This window comes from Hymenobacter nivis (assembly GCF_003149515.1).
Lineage (GTDB): Bacteria > Bacteroidota > Bacteroidia > Cytophagales > Hymenobacteraceae > Hymenobacter > Hymenobacter nivis.
In genome coordinates, this window is sequence record NZ_CP029145.1 from 1,065,945 (window position 1) to 1,087,896 (window position 21,952).

The following is a 21,952-nucleotide window of genomic DNA, read 5'->3' on the forward strand; positions in this document are numbered from 1 at the left end:
AGATGGTTCAATGGCATTTGGGCATAGAATAAACACGAGCATTATCATTGATTTGCGCACTACAATCCGCGATAAAATAGTGTAAATAAGCAAAACACATTACACTCACACATTGGCACTCAACTACCTCATGTTAATTAAACACAGCCCTGTGAAATAAAATGCATAAACTCCCCCGCAAACAGCTTGCTCATTAATCTACTAACTTTTGCTTGCAAAATGTTGTCTGTAAAAAGCCTTCGAAAGACTGTTACTGTCGAGTTTGATATTGCTGTGGTAAAAGAAGTGATGTACAAATTGCCAGATCCAATTAATACAAATTACTCCTGCGTTGAGGCTAATGATATTACCAGCATGTATTATTTTGAATCAGAGGAGCATGATATTGAAATACAGCCACAGGGATTGACTTCGGTTCACACCCAAGTAAAGAGATTACCTAAATTATTTACGGCTTATTGGCTGAGCTTTGGCTTTGCATTGGTGGCGCTGCTAATTTTCGCAATGAATGCACAAGCACAAGTAATAATCGAAACGGCAAAGGCGATACCACCGGCTGAACCGAGTTTCTGGACGTTCAAAAACATTGCCTGTACCATTGGGGCACTAATTTTCATTCCTCTTATACTCGACAGAATTGGTATTTCCATATGGCGTGCCGCGACTGTCTTTGTAGGGTCTGTAGTGGCTTTTACAGTGGTTTCAATGGCTTTCAGTTATCTCGCAAAGAATGCCAACGGTATAAAAGGGAGCATTTCAAGTATGCAACACCAAGTGGGCAACGAAGCCCTCAGTTTTAAAAGGTGGGTTGCCGAAGCGCCGAGCCCAACTAATACGGAGCCCATTGTCAACTCCGACCACCAAAGCAGCAACAAATCGGACAATAGTGCTTTGGTCTCGACTGAAAAAGCTGCCACCACAACTTTGGAAGAAAAACTTCAGTTCGATAGTGGCGACAAGGAAAAGTACCCACACGAGGTGCAAGTTCTATCCAGTGCTACAATGAATGAGAGGATACACAAGGTTATGCAAGGTGCTTATTACGAGCTTGCGGGATTTTCATGGTTTCTGCAGCCGGGATATTCATCAAGGGCAGGGTTAATAACTGCCGATGGAGATAACGCAGAATTGAGGCAAACGAAGGGAGTAAAAATAATGTTTGACGAGAAAAAAAACGCCGTGACTGTGGGTATTTGGCGCTCAGGTAAAGTTGAGCTTTACGCTGAAGATGCTGCTGCAGTGCCTTCCGAAATGCAAGAGTGGGCTAATGACAATACCGGTAATTCGGAGCCTACTAAAGCTGATGAGGTAGAAATAGCGAAGGCTCCACAGGCAGAAGACAACTCCCCAGTGGTCCAATGGCGACCCGCGGAGGTTAAAGTAGAAGAGCGAAGTGTTTTCATGTGTGATTACTGCGGTGCACAAGTAACCAAAGCCGGTTCTCCACGTGGCGGTGGGTGCTCAGCACACGCCGGCTCCCATAGCTGGTCTAATCTGGGCTCCCCGGGCAGTACCTCTTTTTCATGCGAATACTGCGGCGCGGTGGTTTTAATGGCAAGGTTTCCCCGTGGCGGTGGATGCTCAGCACACGCCGGCTCCCATAGTTGGAATAGGCTTTAAAGCCGGCGTTGAGAATAGCCATGCCGGCTCCGAGGAATAATATAAGTGGTCTTAATGTTTTGATTAAAAGAACATTGCTTATACAAGTTGAGACCCGCGTTAGTAGCTCCGGCGCCCCCCATTTTTCAGATGGGTGGTGCGCACTTCTATGACAAATTCATGGCAGAGTAATACCGGCTCCCATTCTTACAGGAACGCTTAAAATCGTACTTCGGGCATGCTCATTTCAGACTTGGTTTTAGTTTTAGCTGTGCAAATGCGCGCTTGATGATCTTCTTGGCTTGCGCCGCATCTTGCTCCCGCACGCAGAAAGAATCGTGGATGGTCACGATGCGCGTAATGCCCGCGTCTACTAGTGCCTTTACCACAACGGTGTACACAATGCTGGCTTCCATGCGCTGCGCCAGCAACGCCGGGTTCGCGTAGTATTTGGTATAGAAGGTCTTCGTGCCCCGCTCAAAGTCCCACGGCAGCAACTTGATTTCGGCAAGCAAATCGTATGCCCCGCGAAACTCCGCTTTGAACATAGTGATGCACTGGTGGCTAAACAGCAGAGACTTTGCCAGCTTGACCCGTTTTTTGGCTGCTTGTAGCTGTTGCACTGCCTCGTGGCGCTGGTAGCGATAACCGAAACACAATACGTGCTTATGGGACTCTTCTACTGCCGCTAACGCGTCGCAAGCTCGCTGGACTCGTACGGCACATTTAGCCGGGGTAAGTTTCTCGTGCTTTTGATAATTGGTGTAGAAAGCACGAAAGCAAATGCGCTTAGCATCGGCGCGAGTGAACTGTGCCCCGTACATCGCGTTGTAGGCGTCGCGAAACGCTTCATAAATGCCGTAGTCGGGATCCGCGCACAGTCGGCGGAAGCGCAGCAGGTCTGGGTGCCGGTTGTACGTTTTGAAGGCAGGGATGGCGTCCGCGCATTCGGGCACGAACTTCTTAATTAAGGCGGGGGTGATGATGGAAAGGAACCACGGCTGGGACGCCACCAAATCAATTTCTTCCCACTTGCTTGAGTCCCCGCCAAAGCGGAAGTCTTCGCGCATTTGCTTCAAGTTATTAGTGATTTCGGTGTGGACGCGGGTACCAAAAGCGCAAATCACGCTGCGCTTCACTGGGTCGAAGTTGAAGGCATTGATGCGCGCCGTGGCGTACTCGTCGGTGTACGCCACACCGCGCTTAGCACATTCCAGCGCAATCACGGACCGGCTGTGGTCGTTATCCAGCAACACCACTTGGTTCATTTGCGCCAGTACATAGTTGCGGTAATATTCGCGCTTGAGATGTTGGTCAGTGGTCACGCCTTTCAAGCGTGCAATTTTATTCATCAGCACTTTGTCTAGTGTATTTATCGTGGCAGTTTTATAAAACTTGCCCAGCTCGTGTAAGCGCTTGGGTATGCGATAGGACTTGGCAGTGGCACGGGTCTTGGAATAGTAGCCGGTGGTTTTCACTTCCCCCGTTTCGGGGTTCACTTGGTTAACCTCCAGCAAGCCAGCGGCTAATAGCAAGTCTAGCACGCCGCGGTATCCAATTCCAAATATATCCACCAACTGCGCGTAGTGGAACTGGGTGTATCCATCGAGCTCGTTGCGGTTGTACAAGCGCAGATAATCCTTGCACAGCATCGTATAAAACAAACAGGCTTGGTCAACTATTTGGGCTTTGCCATGGTCAACAACCAGGATATTTTTCAATTCATTGACACATAGATTTGAAGGGAGAAAGAATTTCTTAAGCATCCATGTATAATTATTTTTTAGGTATTGTTCCACCAATACTTCTACTTCATATTTCAAAAAGAGGAATTTATTTTATTCTGCAATTGTGGTGATGCTGTGGTGCAACAACACGACTTATAGGTTCGTATAAGGAATCGGGTATTTATCCAGTAAGCGAGCACGGGTGATATATTCAGTACTACCGGACAAGTATTGAATCATATGCGTTTATTATTTTTTATACGATATGGAAAATTCTGTTCCATATCGTATTTATTATATTATATAAAATTTGTTTAGTTTAAAAAATATTTAGATTATTTTCAATCTTTTCCAGGGCTTATCGTGGTGGTCTTTGCGTGTGTGGCACCCACACGCTTCATGTAAAAAATACTATTCTCACGTCGTTAAAAGAGGGAATGGAGTAAAATGCAGGGAAAGGGAAGGATAGCCAATGCTACCACTATGACTAACGAATTTGACATAATGTACCCTTACGCCCTGAAAACGCATTTATTTTTGAAAAAACAGTGATAAATTGGGTAGCGCAGGCTAGCAGCCTATTATTAAATACGCACCAAAATGTCATCGCAAAAAACGGACGCATGAGAGAATCATTTCGTAGTTAGTTACCGAGAAAAAGCCCGCCCGACCAGCGATTTTTTTTGTGCTTACACAAGCCTAGTGATGAATGTGAGAATATATTTTGATGTTGATATTAGGCATTGACGTGGGGTCCGTCACACACCTTTATTCTGACATTTCATCTTTAAAAAAGCCGACTCGGTGCCGCGCATCACCCCCGTTGTTCTACTATCTTCGGTTTTTTTGAGAAATATTTTGTGATATTATAGAATATTAAGACGTGTTTACACATCCGTAACTACTTGAACGATTGAGGCGTTTTACTCATCTACACGGCAGCTACCCACAAATACACGGAGCTACCCACGAAAATGGTGTGGCTATGAATTATCACGCCAATGCTTTTTTTAAAAATTATTTTACGCCGATGCAAACAATTACAAAACTTTGCCGTATTTTTGTCCCACAATACCTCTCACTTTCACGTCTGAGAATACATTAATCACCGTTACCATCTACTTACAAGAACCTCAGCGTGTGTTAACCCACACGCCCAATGCCGCTTCACAACCACGCTAGCTTAACCAACGAGTTTGTCCAGTTTCCGCAAGAGCCCATGCCGCTCACGGAAACGCGTCTGTATCATGCCGCCTTGCGCTGTCTGCACCGGAAAACCGGGTCGGCAGCGCCTTCTTTATGCGTACTGGTCAAGGAGCTGAACGTGTCCGGCGCGGTCGGGTACGCCCAACTTGCCGCTGCTATCGTGTCGCTGCAGGCACGGCGGTGGTTTGGGGAACCCTTGTTCCTAAGCATGGACCGACCCGCTAGGGAAGGCGCCATTGACTTCGTGTTCAACCCCAGGTTGATGCCGCACTTGCTGCACGATGACGCGTGGTACACGACGTTGGACATAGCAGATTTGGAAAAGCGGGGGTTGCGCAACCCCAACGCCCACCGATTGCTGTGGGTGCTGCGCTCCTACTACCGCCCACTGGCTGCGGTCAAGAAAAAGTACCTGACCATTGCCGAAATCGAGTGTCTATTTTTTGGGGGTGACTCCCCCTTTGCCGGCAGCTACACGCGGCTGAAAGGCTGGCTTGATTCGGCGGTAAAGAGTCTCAAAAAAGCGGGCATTGACTGCACCGCTACGACCAAAAAACGCGGCATGGTGGCAAAGGGAGTGTGGTTTACCATTCCCGAAATCGCGCTGACCCGCAAGAAAGCCGCTCCGGTGCGTCAACTCGTGGGGAACGCGGTGGCAGCGGTCCAGGACACGGTGGAGCCAGTCAAGGGAATCGTGAAGGAAGCGGCGTTGCCGGCGGCTGCCGTGGCATTGGTTGCCAGTGCGCCCAGCGTGGCGGCTGCCGAGCCCGTAACGTTCACTCCCACAGTAGAAACGGCAGCGGATTCCTTGGCTGCGCTGATTCGGCAAGCCCTGCCCCACCAGCTACACTGCACCGTTATCGAGCCGGTGCCCTCGCACCCACCGACCGACTCGTTCGTGCCGGGGCAAAAGCTCCCGTTGCGGCAACGACTCATCAATGCTCACGCCAAGTTGTTCACCTACGGCGTATCCGAGCACCAAGCTCGCAAGCTGTGCCGTGCCGTGCTGAATCAACCGGAAGTCTACGAAACAGGATTTTTCCGCGCTGTCTTAAAGGTAGATTGTGAAAAGAAGAAAGTAAGTGCGGACAAGCTGGCGGGGTTTGCGATGAACACCTTCAAGTCCGAAATGCGGTACATTTTTTAAGACCACAGACATGACGGAACAATAACTATTGCAACGGCTGCTGCGCTGCTTTAAGCTGGATATGCTGCTGAAGTAGCAGTGCGCAAAGACTTTGCGCACCTCCAACATGCTCACCGCCTTATACATCCAAGTCTGCCACCACATCCCTAAATCATCCATCAGGATAAAATGTGAATAGCAATACACCGTTTATACCCGCGGCAATAAACGTGTTACAACATCTCGCTTGTACACCACCACTAGCCGCTAATACAAATCATTTCCCCGCGACAGCCCTAGCGTTATGGCTGCTGGTAAAATAGCCGGCTTACCCCTTGTTTTCATGAACCAACTCGACCACTATTCGAAAAGATTTCATATAAAGCTTGGCACCACCATCGACGTTGATATGATGTACACCACGTTTTCGCGCCCGCGGCATCGCAAAATTAAAACCCTGCTGAATAATAGTACATAATCGTACTACTTGCAAATACTTAACACTTTCAAAATTTAACCAACAATCCAATGAGCACCACCACCGCGTTGCGCGACGAAGCGCAAGCATTGTTAAAAAGCTTTTTTCTCGTCGCTGATTTTTGGGTTGGGGTTAGCAACGATGATGATGCAGAAATGCCTTTTTACCTTTACCCATACACCGGCAACAACGAAGTTTACGAAATAAGCGAAGAGCTGTATAACTACTTCGGTGACGCTTTTTTTGATTCTAAGTTTGATAAAAATCGCAACGCAGAAGAGCACCGTTTTAAGCAAAAATACATTATGCAGATACTGTACGAACTAGTGCCGACCCGCAAGGATAAAATCAACCGGTTGCTAAGCGAACAGTAAGTTTACGCCGATGCGCAACCACCAATTTTACTACACTATACCAGCCAGCACAGTTACCGTATTGACAAACTAGTAATTCCACCGCGCTTTAGTTTTTCACGCTTCCGCACGGAAAAATATACTGAAATCCAATTGTTTATCGAATGAGCGCTCAAACTGCATAAACCCCTCTCTCGTTCACCATTTCATGAGCCGCTACGGCATGAGCGTATCTGCCCTGGCTGCTAAAATCGGCGTGGACAAAAACGTGCTCATCAACAAGCTCCACCCCGCCCGTTACAATAAGCTCACCGACCATGAGCAGCAGCAGATTTTTGCCGTGTTTCAGCAATTACAGCAGGAGCTTGCCGCTTTTTTGGAGACCGACCTCGACGAGTTGCCCGCGGCACTCGCTAACCAAGCAACCGCACCACGGGATGCCGTACGCGAAATGGTTCCAGCGGATGTTTCTGTGTTAAAAATTCAACAAAGCGACGTAGTGGCTTCCACTCCTATTGCTCAGGTTCTGACCATTCGCGCTGGTACCAAGGGGGTAGCGCCGGAACAGCAACCATTGGTTGGGGTTCGAGCCGCCAACCTTCAAACCGTCGCTGACCCACTCGCCGCACTCGAGAACGTTTTGATCGCCACCGAACCGACGTCCACTTCAAAACCCGTTACTGTCGCCAAGACGAAGCTACAAAAACGCATCGCTGAGCTACTGTTAGGATATGAAGGTGCAAACAAACCAGCAGAGTGAAGAAAACAAACCCGCCCCAGTGCAGGAGATTTCGTTTGCGCAATCACTTGAAGACGCCAAACGCCGAGTCACGGCAACGAAAGCAAAGGCAACCAGGCAACGCGACCTCGAACGAGCGCAACGCCGCCTGAAAGACCCGCTTTGGTTGGAAGACAACCCCTACGCGATTAAAGATGCCAGCGAAGAAGCCTTAAATCAGTATCCGCACCTACGTGATCTAATTCCGCCGCCCTCGTCGCCAGAAGACTATGCAAAGACCTTGGTACTATTTGGAAAGTAGTAGCCACCAAAAGTTCTACTCATGGCAGCCCCGGTTTAGCATGTATTAGACAATCGGTCGCCGCTACTCATACAAAATACGATCAAAACCCATTGGTTGCGACTAGCACCGCCCCTTCTGCTATTTGCTGCATCCTTGCAAAGGTGGTTACTAGAATGAGGCGGGTATAAACATGTGCCTAAGCCATCTGAAAGCACAACATGCTTACGTGTTACACTGAAAACCATAGTGTGATTATCCGGTAAGAGCAATTCTGAATAACAACCGCTGGACTGCCGAATGATAGAAAGGCTTTCCACGACGTGTTTTAAAGCCCACACCATTTAACTCATCAACAATTTGTTGCAGCGAATGACCCTTAGCATGCAATAATGCTGTCAACATACCTGCCTGCTTGTTCTGGGGGTTTTCTAACGCATTCCTTCTTCTGACCTCTTCACCTTTGTTTCTGGCGGCTGCCGTAAGGTTTTGTGGTGATCCAAGCGTAGCCCCTCGTACTTTCTTCGCCGCAAGTGCATCCTTAGTGCGCTTACTAATGGTTTCGCGCTCGTGTTGAGCAATCACCGTAAAGAGACCCACCGTTAGCGAATTGGCGTCCGGCATGTCGCAACACACAAAGGATACGCCGGCATCGCGCAAGGCGAAGATGAAACCGGCATTACGAGAGAGCCGATCCAACTTGGCGATAAGAAGCGTCGCATTCTGACTCTGCGCCGCAGCAATTGCAGCGTGGAGTTGTGGACGAAGGTCCTTATTCCCGCTTTCGACTTCGACAAACTCACCGAGGACGTGCGCTTCCTCCTTGACAAAAGAAGTGACTGCGGCTTTCTGTGCTTCTAGCCCCAATCCAGAAGCGCCCTGTTTTTGGGTGGATACCCGATAATAAGTAATAAATCTGCTACGGGTTTCGATCATCGTTAGTAATAAACTTTCGACAAGTTACGAAATTGCGCATTATTTAAACGCTCGTTTAAATAATGCGCATCCCCTAAACGCATAAGGTGAGCGTTTTACTACGAAGCTGTAAATACACACATTTTTCACCATTACTGCGCTTGCCAAGCAAAATTCGCTTAGGCACACGGCTGATTCTACACAATGGCATTCACCTGTACGATTGAAACTGAATTTGTCAGCCGCTGACGAGCGATAGGTATTTTTCCGCAGTAGGGACACGTTTTTGTCGGCACGGGGAAACACATCATCGTACCCCCGTTATTCTAAGGCATTATGCTTAACATTCACCTAGTACTAGTTGGGCAACCTTACGCACAACAAATTGAAAATGAGGTTATTTATTTAAAATTAGCCACATTTTATCAATTATTACTCAACTGCTCAAATTCAGTGGTAGCACTGATGTACTAGCAAAAACCCTGTACTACTTTCGCTTCATTCAGAAAGACTAACATAAAAGAGTTTGAGCCCAAACCTTAGAAATGATTAAAGAATACTTTCAAATACTTTAAATAATGTATCTGAAAATAGAGTCTCATGCATTTAAAAATCTAACCACAAACACATAATAACAATGGCAACAGCAATTTCGCTTCACATCGGTCTAAACTATGTTGACCCAAATCACTATTCAGGTTGGAATGGGGAACTCAATGCTGCTGAGTATGATGCAAATGATATGTCTCTGATCGCAAAATATCAAGGATTCCAAACATATGTTCTTCTTAGGTCAAATGCGACAAGGCAGGCGGTTACTTCATCGATTCTAAATGCTGCTCAAACACTGAACCAAGGAGACATATTCGTTATTTCATATTCCGGTCATGGAGGGCAACTGCCTGATATAAATGGCGATGAAGATGACGGGCTGGACGAAACATGGTGCTTATATGACGGCGAACTTGTAGATGATGAGTTGTCGCAACTTTGATCCAGTTTTAAGGCAGGTGTTCGGATCTTAGTAATTTCAGATAGCTGTAATAGTGGTACAGTTCTCCGACTAGCAAGTAATAGGGAGCGAATTAGCACTGATTTTCGTGCAAAATACATGCCCAATGAAGTGGCATCCAGTACATATTACGAGAACAAGGAGTTTTACGATGACATTCTGAAATCGGTTAAAAATGTTAGTTCGCCAAATATTAAGGCAAGTGTAAAACTACTCTCCGGCTGCCAAGACAACCAATCCTCTTACGATGGACCTTTTAATGGCAAATTCACGAGTATGTTAAAAAACGTGTGGAATGGAGGCAAGTTTAGTAGTGGTTATTTATCATTTTACAAACAAATAGTAAACCTTATGCCTGCAGAGCAAACGCCAAATTATTACAACATTGGTCAACCAAATCCAATTTTCGATAATCAAAAACCTTTCACTATTTAGGCAAGATGAAGACCTTTACGTTTACCTTTTTACTCTTTTCAGTCACATACCTGACAGGTTTTGCTCAGCAGTCTTTGTATCCGAGAGGAAAGAAGATTAAAGATCAGGCTCTCTACCTGTCTATGGATGCTACAGACAATACCTTAAGTTATTTTCTCACAGGCAAGACTTCTGACAATCCAATTCCAATAAAAGACGGTATCATTTTCTCTTTGGCTGGCGATAATTCATGTAGCATATACATGAAGTGGTTAAATCCGCTAAAGTATAAGGTACTATGGAAAGACACCACTTTTACAGACGATAGAGACAAAGCCCTGAGCGATTTTGTTGGGCTATTAACATCTCAGTTCGGCACACCTGTAACATCGCTAAACAGCGCTGAAACTAAATCCATTGTTAAAGGCTCACGTGCAGCATTATTGGCTGCAGGAACAACTGAATTAAGTATCCCTGCAAATGGCTTTAATAACACTGCTCTAACGTTACTTTACTTACAGCTTCGCGCAAGCCAAGACTTATTGACGGAAAGTGATAGGATAAATTTTAATAAAATTACGCCTTTACTTGAAAACGTTGACAAGAAAATATCAACCAACATTCCAAAGGAATTAGAAGGTATTTTTGAAAAGTTGTTTGCTCTTTCTGACGCTACCAATGTAGCAAGCACAACAGCTTTAGAATCGTCTAACGTTGACAAATTTGAGACTCAACAGACTGAAATAGAGTCAACTCAGATTGAAATAGTAAAATTAATTACTGAACTCAAGCTTTCAGACGTATTATTAAATAGCTATACAAGGACAACCGTATCAAACTTCATTGAACAAAACTCCCTAATCGTAAACTCAAACCGGAATTTAATAAAAAATATGAGATCCGTGATCGCAATTATTAACACTTCGCAAAAAAACGAGTCTTCTTACAACACAAATCAACCGGAAACTAAAGGGTATTATAAGATACGCCCTTTATCATTTGAAGACGGAAAAAGGCTTCAAACGAAATTGACAATCACTGAATATGAATACAAAAAGACAGATGCTAGCAAAGAGCGCAAAGAGCTTGTTAAAAAAAGCGATGTAACAAAGAAAACATTAGTGTTCGAAACATACGATTTCGTAGTAGTTTCTGTCAGTACTGGAATATTTTATGGCAACACCACGTTAAGAGGTTTTGGCGTTTCAAATACTGGTCAAGGTCAATTCTCTATCACAGAAGATGATATTAAAAGCAACACTCCTATAACAGCACTATTTTTAAATTTTAACCCGGGTATAAGGTCAAGATACTTCGTCCCTATTGCACAGATTGGTTTAGACCCCACTAAGAAAAGACCATTTATTTTATACGGAGGGGGGTTTGCATTTCCAAGCAAAAAGTTTGCGATCACTGCTGGCGGCATTCTTGCGTGGGAACAAAGTTTAAACAAACTGGCAGTTGGGCAAACAATATCTTCAACAACTGAACTAGAGAAAGACATTAAATACACATTTAATCTTAAAACTAAAGGGGCATATGTCGGCATCCAGTACAACTTTTAAGAATAATTGGGATACCGGAGCATTAGTTGTACCAAGCTATAAGTTCACTTAAATTTATTAAAGGTTGTACCTGCTTTACTAACTAAGGGTAGATAACGTTTAATGCCAATCTCAGGGGCAGACTGCAAAGGGGCTATGGCGTAACCTTTTGCTGCGACATATTCGTTCGCTAACGCGCATGCCATGTTCTTACTAAGGTAGTTACAAGAAGGTAGCATTTTTTCAAGCATAGCTACAGCTATCCTATCACTTCTTTCCTTTTGAATAATTTAAGTGACTTGGCATAAGCACTAATTTGGTATGCACAGCTAGGTATTTAACCTCTTTTAATACAGTATCGACTTCATCCATACTGTATTGGTTTACTATCCTTTCGTACTCACCGCGCATTTTCTCCTTATTTAGCTTCCGTCCATTGCTAATAGTTTGATAGAGCAACTTTAAGTCAGGTAGTTGAGATAAGTTCTGATTAACCAAGTTATAAAAAGAAACGGTATGGTCTAACGTGATATGCTTTATACTAGCACTAATAACTTGAAAATTATTCAGCATAATTTCCTTCCCGTCATGCAGTGTGCCGTACACGTCGAGGTTTTTTATTGAGACAGATTGCAGTTCATGAAGCTTCTTCATTCTACCATCTACCAAAACTACATCTACCTGATTAATTAATTCATCGTAAACATCACTTAATCTTGGCTTTAGTTCAGGATAACGCCTCACAAATTTTGCAAATAGGCGCGGCGTATAAAAAAATCCAAGGTCATTATACGCCCTTTCCTGTGTCTTTAACCTTCGCAAAAAGGTCTTATACAATGTGTCGCTTGGTATCTGCATTGCACTTTGTTTTAGAGCTTGGCAAGAAATAGTGAAGCAAAATAAGGCTTGAAATATGAGGTCAGCAAGTTAACTAAGTTATAGATGAGACCTCTATTTCTATCGTAACTAAGTGCAAAAATTCAGTTGTATACCTTTTGCACTTAAACTAGTTCAGTAATTTCATTGACAAAGCTATACCCAATCTTTATAATGTTACGAGTAAAGAAGCGTTAGCTGACATCGTCAACGTAGAGATGTCCAGCGTCAGGGGAATAGAGCAAGTGGACACAGCCCGATACTGATTGTGCTGATCTTTGTGGCAACAGCCTTGGGTATTGAGAGGGGCATTCTCAGGAACGCCCCCATATTACTCGAATCGGCTCCGATTTGCATTGGACTCACCGAAGGCTGCGGAGGCATAGTCAATCGTAGTGGGCGACTTTGCATCCATTAAGCTTCACCAGCAGCTTAATAACTCTAAGGCATTACAGTTATAAAATCGTAGTACCTTTTGGCTTTGTACTAACTCATTTATAATTATTTCAAAGCCTTATTTTAACTAAATTTTTTATGCAAAAAATTAAATTCAGAGCTCTTGACTTTTACAGTATTGCTATCAATTCTAGTATAAAATCCTTCGTCAAATGTCACAGGATGGTCAGCCGAATTTACCCGAAATATTACTATGGCTTTACCAAAGTATTTGATCGACCAAATTCTTATATTGTTATGCAAAAATCCGGATTCAACAGGCATGTTCTTTACTTTACTACTGATCAATGACATGTATTTATCATGGTCGCTTTTGTAGTGTTTATCTACTTCCCCATTTACACCTGTCACACAAAAATTGCCAAACTTTATGGGCTGGGTCCTCACGCCCTGTTCTTGATAATATTGTAGACAGAATGAAGCGTCCTTTTCATTGTCAGCCACACCGATTATAATATAACCAGTTGCTTTTTTTCCGACATTAGCCATGGCGGTTAAAGTTTTGACTATTTTTTCTAGCGATTCCTGATTAAAAAGACCCTGTTCATCAAGGTTGTGTAATCCTAGCTTGAAATCGTATAGCGATTGCTCCGTATATGATTGGACTAGAATGTTTTCCAACCTTGTCGTCCAGTTGTCTTCAGCAGGATTTTCCTCGTGTGATTCCCTACTACGAAATGATTCTATAAAAACGCCTTTGACAGCGGCTATGTTTGTATTTTTATTTTTACCACTATAAGATCCAGAAGCAATTCTCATTATCTTGCCAGCTTCTCTAAACTTTTTAACTAAAAGTTCATAACTAACCACCATCTTCTTATCGATAGCGATTAGCTCATACAATGCCATAAAAATGGTTTGGAAGTGTTTTGGTGAAAACCTGCTTTCCGTATGTTTATTGACAAGCGAGTTAAAAGACTCGTTAGCCACTTCCATAACTTGGCGAACCACATCATAGATAGCAATAAATTTATCAACCCACCCATCCAAGTCTTTGCTTAATTCGGATTCTATTTTCTGATGGCGGTCTGTTTGAGTAGGGCTGTCCAGTGAATGAATCCCGTACATATTATTCAAAAGCACTGCGTTGCTTGTGAACTTATCGGGATACAAAATCATGCTCGACAATATGTCAGCCACGATTTCTTCATCATTTGACTGCCTCATCTTTTCACGAGAAATTATTCCTTGCTTCACCCAAAATATATCATCTACATTAATGCCATAATGCTGTAGCCTTTTATTGGATACACTTATTTTTCGCATCGCGTTTAAAAGTAGCATATCTGAATTAGAGTCATCACCACGGATTTTAGCAGCAATTCTTCTAACAGCATCTGCAAAACCACCTAATGAGCTTGACTGTCTAACTTCTTGAATTGACAATTGTCTACCACCAGAATTTATTCTTCTGAAGATTTCATCAATTTCTTCTGACGTTTCCATTCTATAAACAGAAAGCGGAAGAAGATAACCAGCAATTTTGCTACAAATAGCTCTTGAAAGCATTGGCACTTTTTGTTCCAATAAATTCTCGTCCTTCAAAAGCTTTGTATCAGCCATTGTATCTAAGTCAAAGAAATATTCTTTTTCGCCACCGCCTTCCTCCTTAACTAATAAACCAAATTCTTGCTCAATAAAAGATGTAATGGCATTGAGCCTTTGCATGCCGTCAATTATTTCGTAGCGGTCTTTATCGTTATACTCAACACTTGCCCACAGGAAAAGAGGGACCGGATAGCTCATAATTATCGAGTCCAAAAACTTTTGCTTTTCTTCCACATTCCATACAAGTTTTCGCTGATATCGCCTATTAACCAATAATCGCTCTTCGATATAGAAATTATAAACTCGTTGAATACTCTCACCACGAATTGAAAGCTCAGGTTCAAGGTCTTTTCTTAAGTTCAGTGACTGTTTGTCTGGCTGCATGGATAAGGGAAATTCAATCGTTTTTAAAACAAAGCACTAGTTGGAAAGGCTTTCACCTTATTGAACGACTAAGTGTACTGGGCTCACTAATATAGCTACTGATTTAGTGACTCACGCCCTCGTTTAGTTTGTTTGAGACATTTACTGACGTGTATTTCCATAAAAACTTCCTGTTCAAAAAGTTATGAATCCCTCGCGCGATTTCAGGCTTGTAGTAAATTAGTAATGTCATCCATTATCCACGTGTATCCACGTGCGTTGTACGGTCTCACAAAACACGGCAAGTGGTAGACCTATTCGAGGTGGTGTATGCCCGAAGTGTTGGTACCATTAAAATGAAGAGCCCTCTTTATAACGGTTAAAGGGAGATTAACTGGAGTCATTTAGCGTCCCGGCTGGGCTACAGAGCCGGCAAAAAGACAGGCTACAACGGCAAAATTGTGGCAGGCATGTACTACACGGGATGCTGGCTATCATCGCCGGTATAGAAAAGGCAGATTGATAGGCAGTTTTAGTTACTTAGCCCATATCATGTTTACGCAGGGGCACTTGCTGGGCTTCTACCTTTTGGCAACCACGTCCACAGTTAGGGGCGTGGTGGCGGAATACCCAATTGCATTCCTTCAAAACGTGAGAAGAGCCCGCGCCTACGGCTTCAAGAACGTTGGTTTTACGCCACCCTGGGTGGGGTAACGCTTGGAAGCGGGGTGCCGAGAGGATCTCGGTATACAGCATATTCGATTCGGGTGACCTTCTAGGCACCAGGAACAAGTGTCCAAGCTGGCAAATTCACGATTAACCGCCTTGTTATCAGGATTCGTGCTTTCCTCCAGCTTGTATTTTCTGTATCCCAAAACCCATTTTCTGTATCCCACAATTCGGGATTATGGGATACAATGGGAAAGTGAAGGACTACTTTTAACAGTTAAGTAACTGATTGTCAGTAAATGAAAAATCCCACAGCCAAGGACCGTGGGATTTTTAAACCAAAACACCTTAAAAAACTATTCTTTCACTATGAGATAACGAAACAGCCGGGAAAAGATTCCCGGCCGTTTCGTTTTTGTTGTAAATCCGCTTACGGTGGAGCTAGCGCATCATACCGCCGGGGCCCCCTTTGAGGCCGCCCATCATCTTGGCCATTTGGGCCATGCCGCCCTTGGTCTGGCTCATCTTGTTCATGGTGCGCATCATTTTGCGCATGTCTTCGAACTGCTTCATTAGGGCATTTACCTGCTGAATGTCAGTGCCAGAGCCCTTAGCCAGGCGGCGCTTGCGCGAGCCGTTGATGAGGTCGGGGTTGGCCCGCTCCTGCTTGGTCATGCTCTTAATGATGGCCTCAACGGGCTTGAAGGCGTCGTCGTCGATTTCGACGTCCTTCATGGCCTTGCTCATGCCCGGAATCATGCCCATCAGGTCCTTGATGTTGCCCATCTTCTTGATCTGGTCCAGCTGCGAGAGAAAATCGTCGAAGTTGAACTGGTTCTTACGGATTTTGGCGTTGATGCGCTTGGCCTCGTCCTCGTCGAACTGCTGCTGGGCCCGCTCCACGAGCGAAATCACGTCGCCCATGCCCAGGATGCGCTGGGCCATGCGGTCGGGGTAGAACAGGTCGAGAGCTTCCATTTTCTCGCCCGTCGAGATAAACTTGATGGGCTTCTCCACCACGGCCCGAATGCTAAGGGCCGCCCCGCCGCGGCTGTCGCCGTCGAGCTTGGTGAGCACCACGCCGTCGAAATTTAGGCGGTCGTTGAAGGTTTTGGCGGTGTTCACGGCGTCCTGCCCGGTCATGGCGTCCACCACAAACAGCGTTTCGCTGGGGTTGATAGCGCTTTTGACGGCCTCAATCTCGCGCATCATCTGCTCGTCGACGGCCAGGCGGCCGGCGGTGTCGACGATGACTACCTTCTTGTTGTTTTTCTTGGCGTAGTCGATGGCGTTGCGCGAAATCTCGACCGGGTTCTTGTTGTCGATTTCGCTGTACACCTCCACCCCAATTTGCTCGCCGAGCACCTTCAGCTGCTCGATGGCGGCGGGGCGATACACGTCGCAGGCCACCAGCAGCACAGTGCGGTTCTGCTTCTTGATGAAGCTGGCCAGCTTGCCGGCAAACGTAGTTTTGCCCGAACCTTGCAGGCCCGAAAGCAGCACCACGGCCGGGTCGCCCTTGATGACGATGTCCTGCTTTTCGCCGCCCATGAGCGCGGTCAGCTCGTCGTACACAATTTTGACCATGAGCTGGCCCGGCGAGACGGCCGTAAGCACGTTGCGGCCCATGGCCTCGTCCTTGATTTTATCGGTTACATCTTTGGCAACTTTGTAGTTAACGTCGGCATCGACCAGGGCCCGACGGATTTCCTTGATGGTGGCCGCAACGTTGATTTCGGAGATGCTACCCTGACCCTTGAGGGTTTTGATGGCCCGGTCGAGCTTAGTGGAGAGGTTATCGAACATAGACCACGGATTAAACGAATTTTAACGGATTGAACAGATTTTTTAGGGTTCCGCCTGGTTAAGAGGGGTTGCGGAACTGAGCTTCGACGGCTCTTAACCGAGCGTCCAGTTCGGCATTGGTGGGCTGCTGGGCTTCCTCCATGTAGCTTAGCCGCATCCCAGTGGCTTTCGATGCTTCGGTTAGCTGGCCGGTATGCTCAAAAACGTTGCCGAGACGGCGGTTGGTTTCCTGACCCTGGGTTTTGACTTCCCGCACGTCTTCTTTGATTTCCTTCACTTCTTCGGTGAGGTTGTCCACCCGTTCCGTGAGGTGGTCCACCCGCGCCGAAACATTGTCGATGCGGGCCCCGAGCCGGTCTTCCAACCGCAAAAAACCGCTCACCATCACGTCGGTCAGCTGCGCGAAGCGGCGGTCAGAGGTTTCGCGTAGTTCGGCTTGGCCCTTGATTTGTTGCCCCATCAGGGCCAGCAGCTCATTAATTTGGTCGTTATTCATGGAAGAAGAATGGCCCGCGGTGCGGAGGCGGGGCGTAAAGTTACGGCGGCGATGGGCGTGTCGTGCGCGTAGCTTTGCAGTTTAGCGCAGTCGTCGCGCCCGTTTTTTGTTCCCGTGCCCGAAACCCGCCCGTTGCGCCTGCTCATCCTCACCTACTACTGGCCGCCTTCGGGCGGAGCCGGTGTGCAGCGCTGCCTGAAATGGGTGAAATACCTGGGCGACTTTGGGGTGGAAGCCACCGTGGTGACCGTGGACGCCACCCAGGCCACCTACCCGGTGCTGGACGAAAGCCTGGCCGCCGACGTGCCGGCCGGCGTGCGCGTCATCCGCACGCCCACTTCGGAGCCGTTCGAGAGCTACAAGAAGCTGACGGGCCGCGCCGTGCCCTACGGCGGCTTCGCCAACGAGGGCAAGCCGGGGCTGATGCAGCAGGCCTTGCGCTTCGTGCGCGGCAACCTGTTCATTCCGGACCCGCGCCGCGGCTGGAACAAGCACGCGCTACGGGCCGTGGAGCGCCTGCTGGCCGCCGGCGAAACCTTCGATGCGGTGCTCACCAGCTCGCCGCCGCACTCCACCCAGCTCATCGGCCTGGCGCTGCAAAAGCGCTACGGCCTGCGCTGGCTGGCCGATATGCGCGACCCATGGACGGATATTTATTATTATAAAGACCTGCACCACACGCCCCTGGCCGCCTGGCTCGATGCCCGCTATGAGCGCCAGGTGCTGATGCGGGCCGACGCCGTGCTCGTGACCTCGCCCGAAACCGAGCGCCTGTTTCGGACCAAGGTGCCGGGGCTGGCGGCAGGCAAAATCCACGTGCTGCCCAACGGCTACGACGCGCCCGACTTTGGCCAGCCCTCGCAGCCCCCGGCCGATTGCTTCCGCATCACCCACACCGGCACCATCACCGAATTATACCACCTCGGCGGCCTGCTGGGGGCCCTGGCCGGGGCCCTGAAGCGCCACCCCGCCGTACCCGTGCGGCTACGCTTCGTGGGCCAGGTGAGCGCCGAGCTGCGGGCCCAAGTAAGCGCCGCGGGCTTGGCCGGAGTCACCGAGTATCAGTCGTTTGTGCCGCACGCCGCCTCGGTGGCCGAGCTGTTGCAAGCCACCGTGCTGCTGATGGCGATTCCGGACGTACCACGCAACCGGGGCATTTTGCCGGGCAAAATATTCGAGTATTTAGCCGCTAACAAACCCGTACTGTGCGTGGGCCCCGCTGGCTCCGACGCCGATAAGCTGCTGCAAGAATGCGGCGCTGGCCAGGCCCTGCCCTACGCCGATGCGGCCCTGATGCAGGAAACCCTGGATATGCTGCTCCACCAATGGGCCATCAACCCCAACCTGGACCTGCCCGCCGCCAGCCACGGCCGCTACACCCGCCGGGCCCTTACGAAGCAGCTAGCCACCATCGTGAGGGCCCCAGCGCGGGGCTAAGCTACGTGAGCCGCGCCACGACCCCGCGCAACTTGGCGGGCATCCGGTTCCAGAGGCGCGCGCGCCAATCGGCCCAGGCCGAGTGCGTCAGCTGCCGGCCCCGCCACTCGCCGATGGCCGCGGCCAAGTGCTGCGCCAGGGTGCGGTAGTGGCGCGGTTGGTAATGGCGCAGGTTGTTGGTCACGTCGGCGCGCTGGTTGATGAACGAGCGGGCGTCGACGACGAAGCAATTGGGGGCCGTTTTAACGAAAGCCTCCAGGGCCGCGTTCAGGGCTGCGTGGCGCTGGGGGGCCCCGGGCTCGCCCGAATTAGGCACGTCGATTTCGGTGCCATTGAGGAAGAAAATGGGCACGGGCGCCGGCACCTGCTGGCGCAGCCAAGCCAGATTTTCGCGGAACTTGGCGGGGCCAATGGGGCCTTCAAACTGAAAGTCGTGCGCAAACTGCCGCAAAAAGGCCTCGTCCATTCCCCGGAACTTGCGCTGGGCGTAACGGGCCGCCAGGGGCTCCGGTAGCTCGGCCGTGAGGTCGCGGTAGCCACCGAAAGGAACGGCGATGCCCGTGGCCCGCTCGCGGTACAGGTCCTGGGTATAGTCCATCAGCGGGCTGAACACCAGTACGTCGTAGGCGCCGCTCCACAAGTCCGTAGCGTACGCCTCAGCGCCCAGAAACGGTAGGCGGTGGGCCAGGCGCTGCTGCTCGGCGGCGGGCAGCTCGCGGGTCTGGCGCAGCAGCATAGTGTGCTCCAGGTGCGCCGTTATCTGGTTTTCATTGAGGAAGTTGAATTCTTCGTGCACGTCCAAATCGAAGGCTTGCAGGAAGGGCGTGAGCTGGCCCAAGTCGCAGCCGCCTTTTAGAAACACGCGCAGCCTGGGGGCCCCGGCGGCGGGCGCGGGCGGCGCGGCGGGGGCCCCGGCAGCAACCGTCAGCCAATCGGGCCGGTCGGTATTGTTCAATTCCGTGGCTACGTCGCCCTGCACGTCCAGCGCTGGGAAACCCAGCCGAGCGTAAGTAAACTGCTCGACGCCGAGGTGCAGAATACGGCACGAAAACACAAACTGCTCCAGCCGATTCGCCGCAATATTCAGACAAAACGCGCCCACCAGACCGTAGTCGCCGAACTGGTCGCGCACGCGCACCGTGCCCCAGCGGCGGGCCGGGTCGGCGAAGCTAGCCGCCAGTGCTTCGGTAGTAACCCGTAGCTTGGTGAAATTGAGTTGGTTGGAGCGGTTGATGAGCTCCTCGATGCGAGCCAAATCGGGTACTACTTCGGGGCCCTCGCGGAACTCAACTTGCACGCCGGCGGCGCGCAAAAAAGCAAGGTTATCGCCCTCGTACTGGGCGCGGGCCTGCTGCTGGCGCTCCAATAGTTGGTACTGTTTTAGGCGCGAAAACTCGGGGTCGGGCTTGCCGCTGGCGAGTAGGACCCCGGCCAGCATGGGCAGGTCGGCGGGGTCGGCGGTTTGCAGGCCGGGGTTGTAGAAGGCGGCCTCGCGCAGGTTCACGGGATTGTCGTCGAGGAACAGCGCGTTGGGAGCCCGGAGCTGCATGGCGTCCAGCAACTCCTTGATGACGGGGCCCTTGGGCTGCCAGCCGATGCGCAAAAACACGAATAAGTCGCGGATGCCCAGTGCCTCCAATTCGGCCTCGGCGGCGGCGGGGTCGTTCTTACTGACGACAGTGTGCACCAGGCCGCAGGCGGCAGTGGAGCGCACAAGGGCTAGGTTTTCGGCGATAGGCGCCACGGGGCCCTCCGAGAGCGTACCGCGCCAGAAGGTATCGTCCAGGTCCCAAATGAGAAGTTTTACGGGCTCGGCCATTCCACAAATTTACGCCGCCCGGCCCGGGTGCGTACTTTTGCCCTTTCCCTCTTTCGCTTTTCATGGCCCTCGACCTCAACCACAAGTCCATCCTCGTCACGGGCGGCACCGGCTCGTTCGGTAAGCAGTTCGTGCGCACTGTTTTCGCAAAATTCCCGCAGGTGAAGCGGCTGGTGGTGTTCTCGCGCGATGAGCTGAAGCAGTACGAGATGAGCCAGGAATTCAGCCCGGCCCAATACCCGGCCATCCGCTACTTCATCGGCGACGTGCGCGACCCGCAGCGCTTACAGCGCGCCTGCGAGGGCATCGACATCGTGATTCACGCCGCCGCCCTCAAGCAGGTGCCCGCCGCCGAATACAACCCGATGGAGTGCATCAAAACTAACATTTTCGGGGCCGAAAACGTGATTAACGCCGCCCTCGACTGCGGCGTGAAGAACGTAGTGGCCCTGAGCACTGATAAGGCCGCCGCGCCCATCAACCTGTACGGGGCCACCAAACTGTGCTCGGACAAGCTGTTTGTAGCCGCTAACAACATGAAGGGCGCGCGCGATTTGCGGTTTTCGGTGGTGCGCTACGGCAACGTGATTGGCTCGCGCGGCTCGGTGGTACCCTTCTTTTTGAAGGAGCGCCGCACCGGCGTGCTACCCATCACCCACCCCGACATGACGCGCTTCAACATCTCGCTCGAAGAAGGCGTGGACCTGGTGCTCTACGCGCTGGAGCACGCCTGGGGCGGCGAAATTTTCGTGCCGAAAATCCCGTCCTATAAGATCACCGAAGTGGCCCGCGCCATCGGGCCCGACTGCGAGCAGCGCATTGTGGGCATCCGCCCCGGCGAGAAGCTGCACGAGGAAATGATTACCGAAACAGACGCCCTGAGCACGGTGGAACTGGACCGCTACTACGTCATTCTACCCAACACGCCGAACTGGAACGTGGACAAGTTTGTGGCCCACTTCCACGGCCAGCGCGTGCCGCTGGGCTTCCACTACGACTCAGCTAACAACAACGAGTGGCTCGACGCAGCCCAGATTCAAGAGGAAATCCGGCGGCACGTGGACGCTGACTTCGTGGCGTAAGGGCCGG

17 protein-coding genes are annotated in these 21,952 nt (G+C 49.3%); 10 read left to right on the plus strand and 7 right to left on the minus strand.

Annotated elements, in window-relative coordinates; all coding sequences use genetic code 11:
* The first annotated feature begins 186 nt into the window (after nucleotides 1-186).
* Nucleotides 187-1,620: a hypothetical protein gene (locus DDQ68_RS22570; RefSeq protein ID WP_162549843.1), complete on the plus strand. Its 1,434-nt coding sequence runs from the start codon at nucleotides 187-189 to the stop codon at nucleotides 1,618-1,620.
* 221 nt (nucleotides 1,621-1,841) lie between these two features.
* Here the strand turns inward: DDQ68_RS22570 and DDQ68_RS04610 are convergent, their stop codons facing one another.
* Entirely contained in the window at nucleotides 1,842-3,422 is a 1,581-nt protein-coding gene (locus DDQ68_RS04610) for a hypothetical protein (protein ID WP_162549844.1), read from the minus strand.
* A gap of 1,063 nt (nucleotides 3,423-4,485) precedes the next feature.
* Between DDQ68_RS04610 and DDQ68_RS04615 the strand changes: the two genes are divergently transcribed.
* The 4 genes from DDQ68_RS04615 to DDQ68_RS22575 all read left to right on the plus strand — a co-directional run bounded on the left by DDQ68_RS04615 (nucleotide 4,486) and on the right by DDQ68_RS22575 (nucleotide 7,529).
* Nucleotides 4,486-5,679 carry a replication initiation protein gene (locus DDQ68_RS04615; RefSeq protein ID WP_109655262.1) on the plus strand — a complete coding sequence of 398 codons (1,194 nt, stop codon included), beginning with the start codon at nucleotides 4,486-4,488 and terminating at the stop codon, nucleotides 5,677-5,679.
* Between the two features lie 507 nt (nucleotides 5,680-6,186).
* On the plus strand, nucleotides 6,187-6,510 hold the full coding sequence (locus DDQ68_RS04620) for a hypothetical protein (protein WP_109655264.1): 324 nt from the start codon (nucleotides 6,187-6,189) through the stop codon (nucleotides 6,508-6,510).
* Nucleotides 6,511-6,697: 187 nt separating this feature from the next.
* Nucleotides 6,698-7,249, plus strand: a complete 552-nt coding sequence (locus DDQ68_RS04625) for a hypothetical protein (protein ID WP_109655266.1) — start codon at nucleotides 6,698-6,700, stop codon at nucleotides 7,247-7,249.
* Entirely contained in the window at nucleotides 7,221-7,529 is a 309-nt protein-coding gene (locus DDQ68_RS22575; protein WP_162549845.1) for a hypothetical protein, read from the plus strand. Before DDQ68_RS04625 ends, DDQ68_RS22575 begins: the two co-directional genes overlap by 29 nt.
* A 234-nt stretch (nucleotides 7,530-7,763) precedes the next feature.
* On the opposite strand, the gene DDQ68_RS04630 is transcribed toward DDQ68_RS22575, so the two are convergent.
* On the minus strand, nucleotides 7,764-8,444 hold the full coding sequence (locus tag DDQ68_RS04630) for a recombinase family protein (RefSeq protein ID WP_109655268.1): 681 nt from the start codon (nucleotides 8,442-8,444) through the stop codon (nucleotides 7,764-7,766).
* Nucleotides 8,445-9,060: 616 nt separating this feature from the next.
* On the opposite strand from DDQ68_RS04630, the gene DDQ68_RS24385 reads away from it, so the two are divergent.
* The 3 genes from DDQ68_RS24385 to DDQ68_RS22580 all read left to right on the plus strand — a co-directional run bounded on the left by DDQ68_RS24385 (nucleotide 9,061) and on the right by DDQ68_RS22580 (nucleotide 11,414).
* Entirely contained in the window at nucleotides 9,061-9,417 is a 357-nt protein-coding gene (locus DDQ68_RS24385) for a caspase family protein (protein WP_211320229.1), read from the plus strand.
* Between the two features lie 117 nt (nucleotides 9,418-9,534).
* A complete protein-coding gene (locus DDQ68_RS24390) occupies nucleotides 9,535-9,870 on the plus strand; it encodes a hypothetical protein (RefSeq protein ID WP_342767436.1) in 336 nt (111 codons plus the stop codon).
* 5 nt (nucleotides 9,871-9,875) lie between these two features.
* Nucleotides 9,876-11,414: a hypothetical protein gene (locus DDQ68_RS22580; protein WP_162549846.1), complete on the plus strand. Its 1,539-nt coding sequence runs from the start codon at nucleotides 9,876-9,878 to the stop codon at nucleotides 11,412-11,414.
* 246 nt (nucleotides 11,415-11,660) lie between these two features.
* Here the strand turns inward: DDQ68_RS22580 and DDQ68_RS04640 are convergent, their stop codons facing one another.
* The 4 genes from DDQ68_RS04640 to DDQ68_RS04655 all read right to left on the minus strand — a co-directional run bounded on the left by DDQ68_RS04640 (nucleotide 11,661) and on the right by DDQ68_RS04655 (nucleotide 17,607).
* Nucleotides 11,661-12,137: a hypothetical protein gene (locus tag DDQ68_RS04640; RefSeq protein WP_162549847.1), complete on the minus strand. Its 477-nt coding sequence runs from the start codon at nucleotides 12,135-12,137 to the stop codon at nucleotides 11,661-11,663.
* 651 nt (nucleotides 12,138-12,788) lie between these two features.
* Complete coding sequence (locus DDQ68_RS04645; RefSeq protein WP_109655271.1) at nucleotides 12,789-14,657, minus strand: GmrSD restriction endonuclease domain-containing protein; 1,869 nt, start codon at nucleotides 14,655-14,657, stop codon at nucleotides 12,789-12,791.
* A 1,089-nt stretch (nucleotides 14,658-15,746) separates the two neighbouring features.
* Entirely contained in the window at nucleotides 15,747-17,111 is a 1,365-nt protein-coding gene (gene ffh, locus DDQ68_RS04650) for a signal recognition particle protein (RefSeq protein ID WP_109655272.1), read from the minus strand.
* Between the two features lie 58 nt (nucleotides 17,112-17,169).
* Nucleotides 17,170-17,607: an LPP leucine zipper domain-containing protein gene (locus DDQ68_RS04655; RefSeq protein WP_109655273.1), complete on the minus strand. Its 438-nt coding sequence runs from the start codon at nucleotides 17,605-17,607 to the stop codon at nucleotides 17,170-17,172.
* A 114-nt stretch (nucleotides 17,608-17,721) separates the two neighbouring features.
* On the opposite strand from DDQ68_RS04655, the gene DDQ68_RS04660 reads away from it, so the two are divergent.
* A complete protein-coding gene (locus tag DDQ68_RS04660; protein WP_245897295.1) occupies nucleotides 17,722-19,044 on the plus strand; it encodes a glycosyltransferase family 4 protein in 1,323 nt (440 codons plus the stop codon).
* Between the two features lies 1 nt (nucleotide 19,045).
* Here DDQ68_RS04660 and DDQ68_RS04665 read toward each other — a convergent pair whose 3' ends face one another.
* Complete coding sequence (locus DDQ68_RS04665) at nucleotides 19,046-20,863, minus strand: hypothetical protein (protein ID WP_109655274.1); 1,818 nt, start codon at nucleotides 20,861-20,863, stop codon at nucleotides 19,046-19,048.
* A 62-nt stretch (nucleotides 20,864-20,925) separates the two neighbouring features.
* On the opposite strand from DDQ68_RS04665, the gene pseB reads away from it, so the two are divergent.
* Complete coding sequence (gene pseB / locus DDQ68_RS04670) at nucleotides 20,926-21,945, plus strand: UDP-N-acetylglucosamine 4,6-dehydratase (inverting) (protein ID WP_109655275.1); 1,020 nt, start codon at nucleotides 20,926-20,928, stop codon at nucleotides 21,943-21,945.
* Nucleotides 21,946-21,952: the final 7 nt, after the last annotated feature.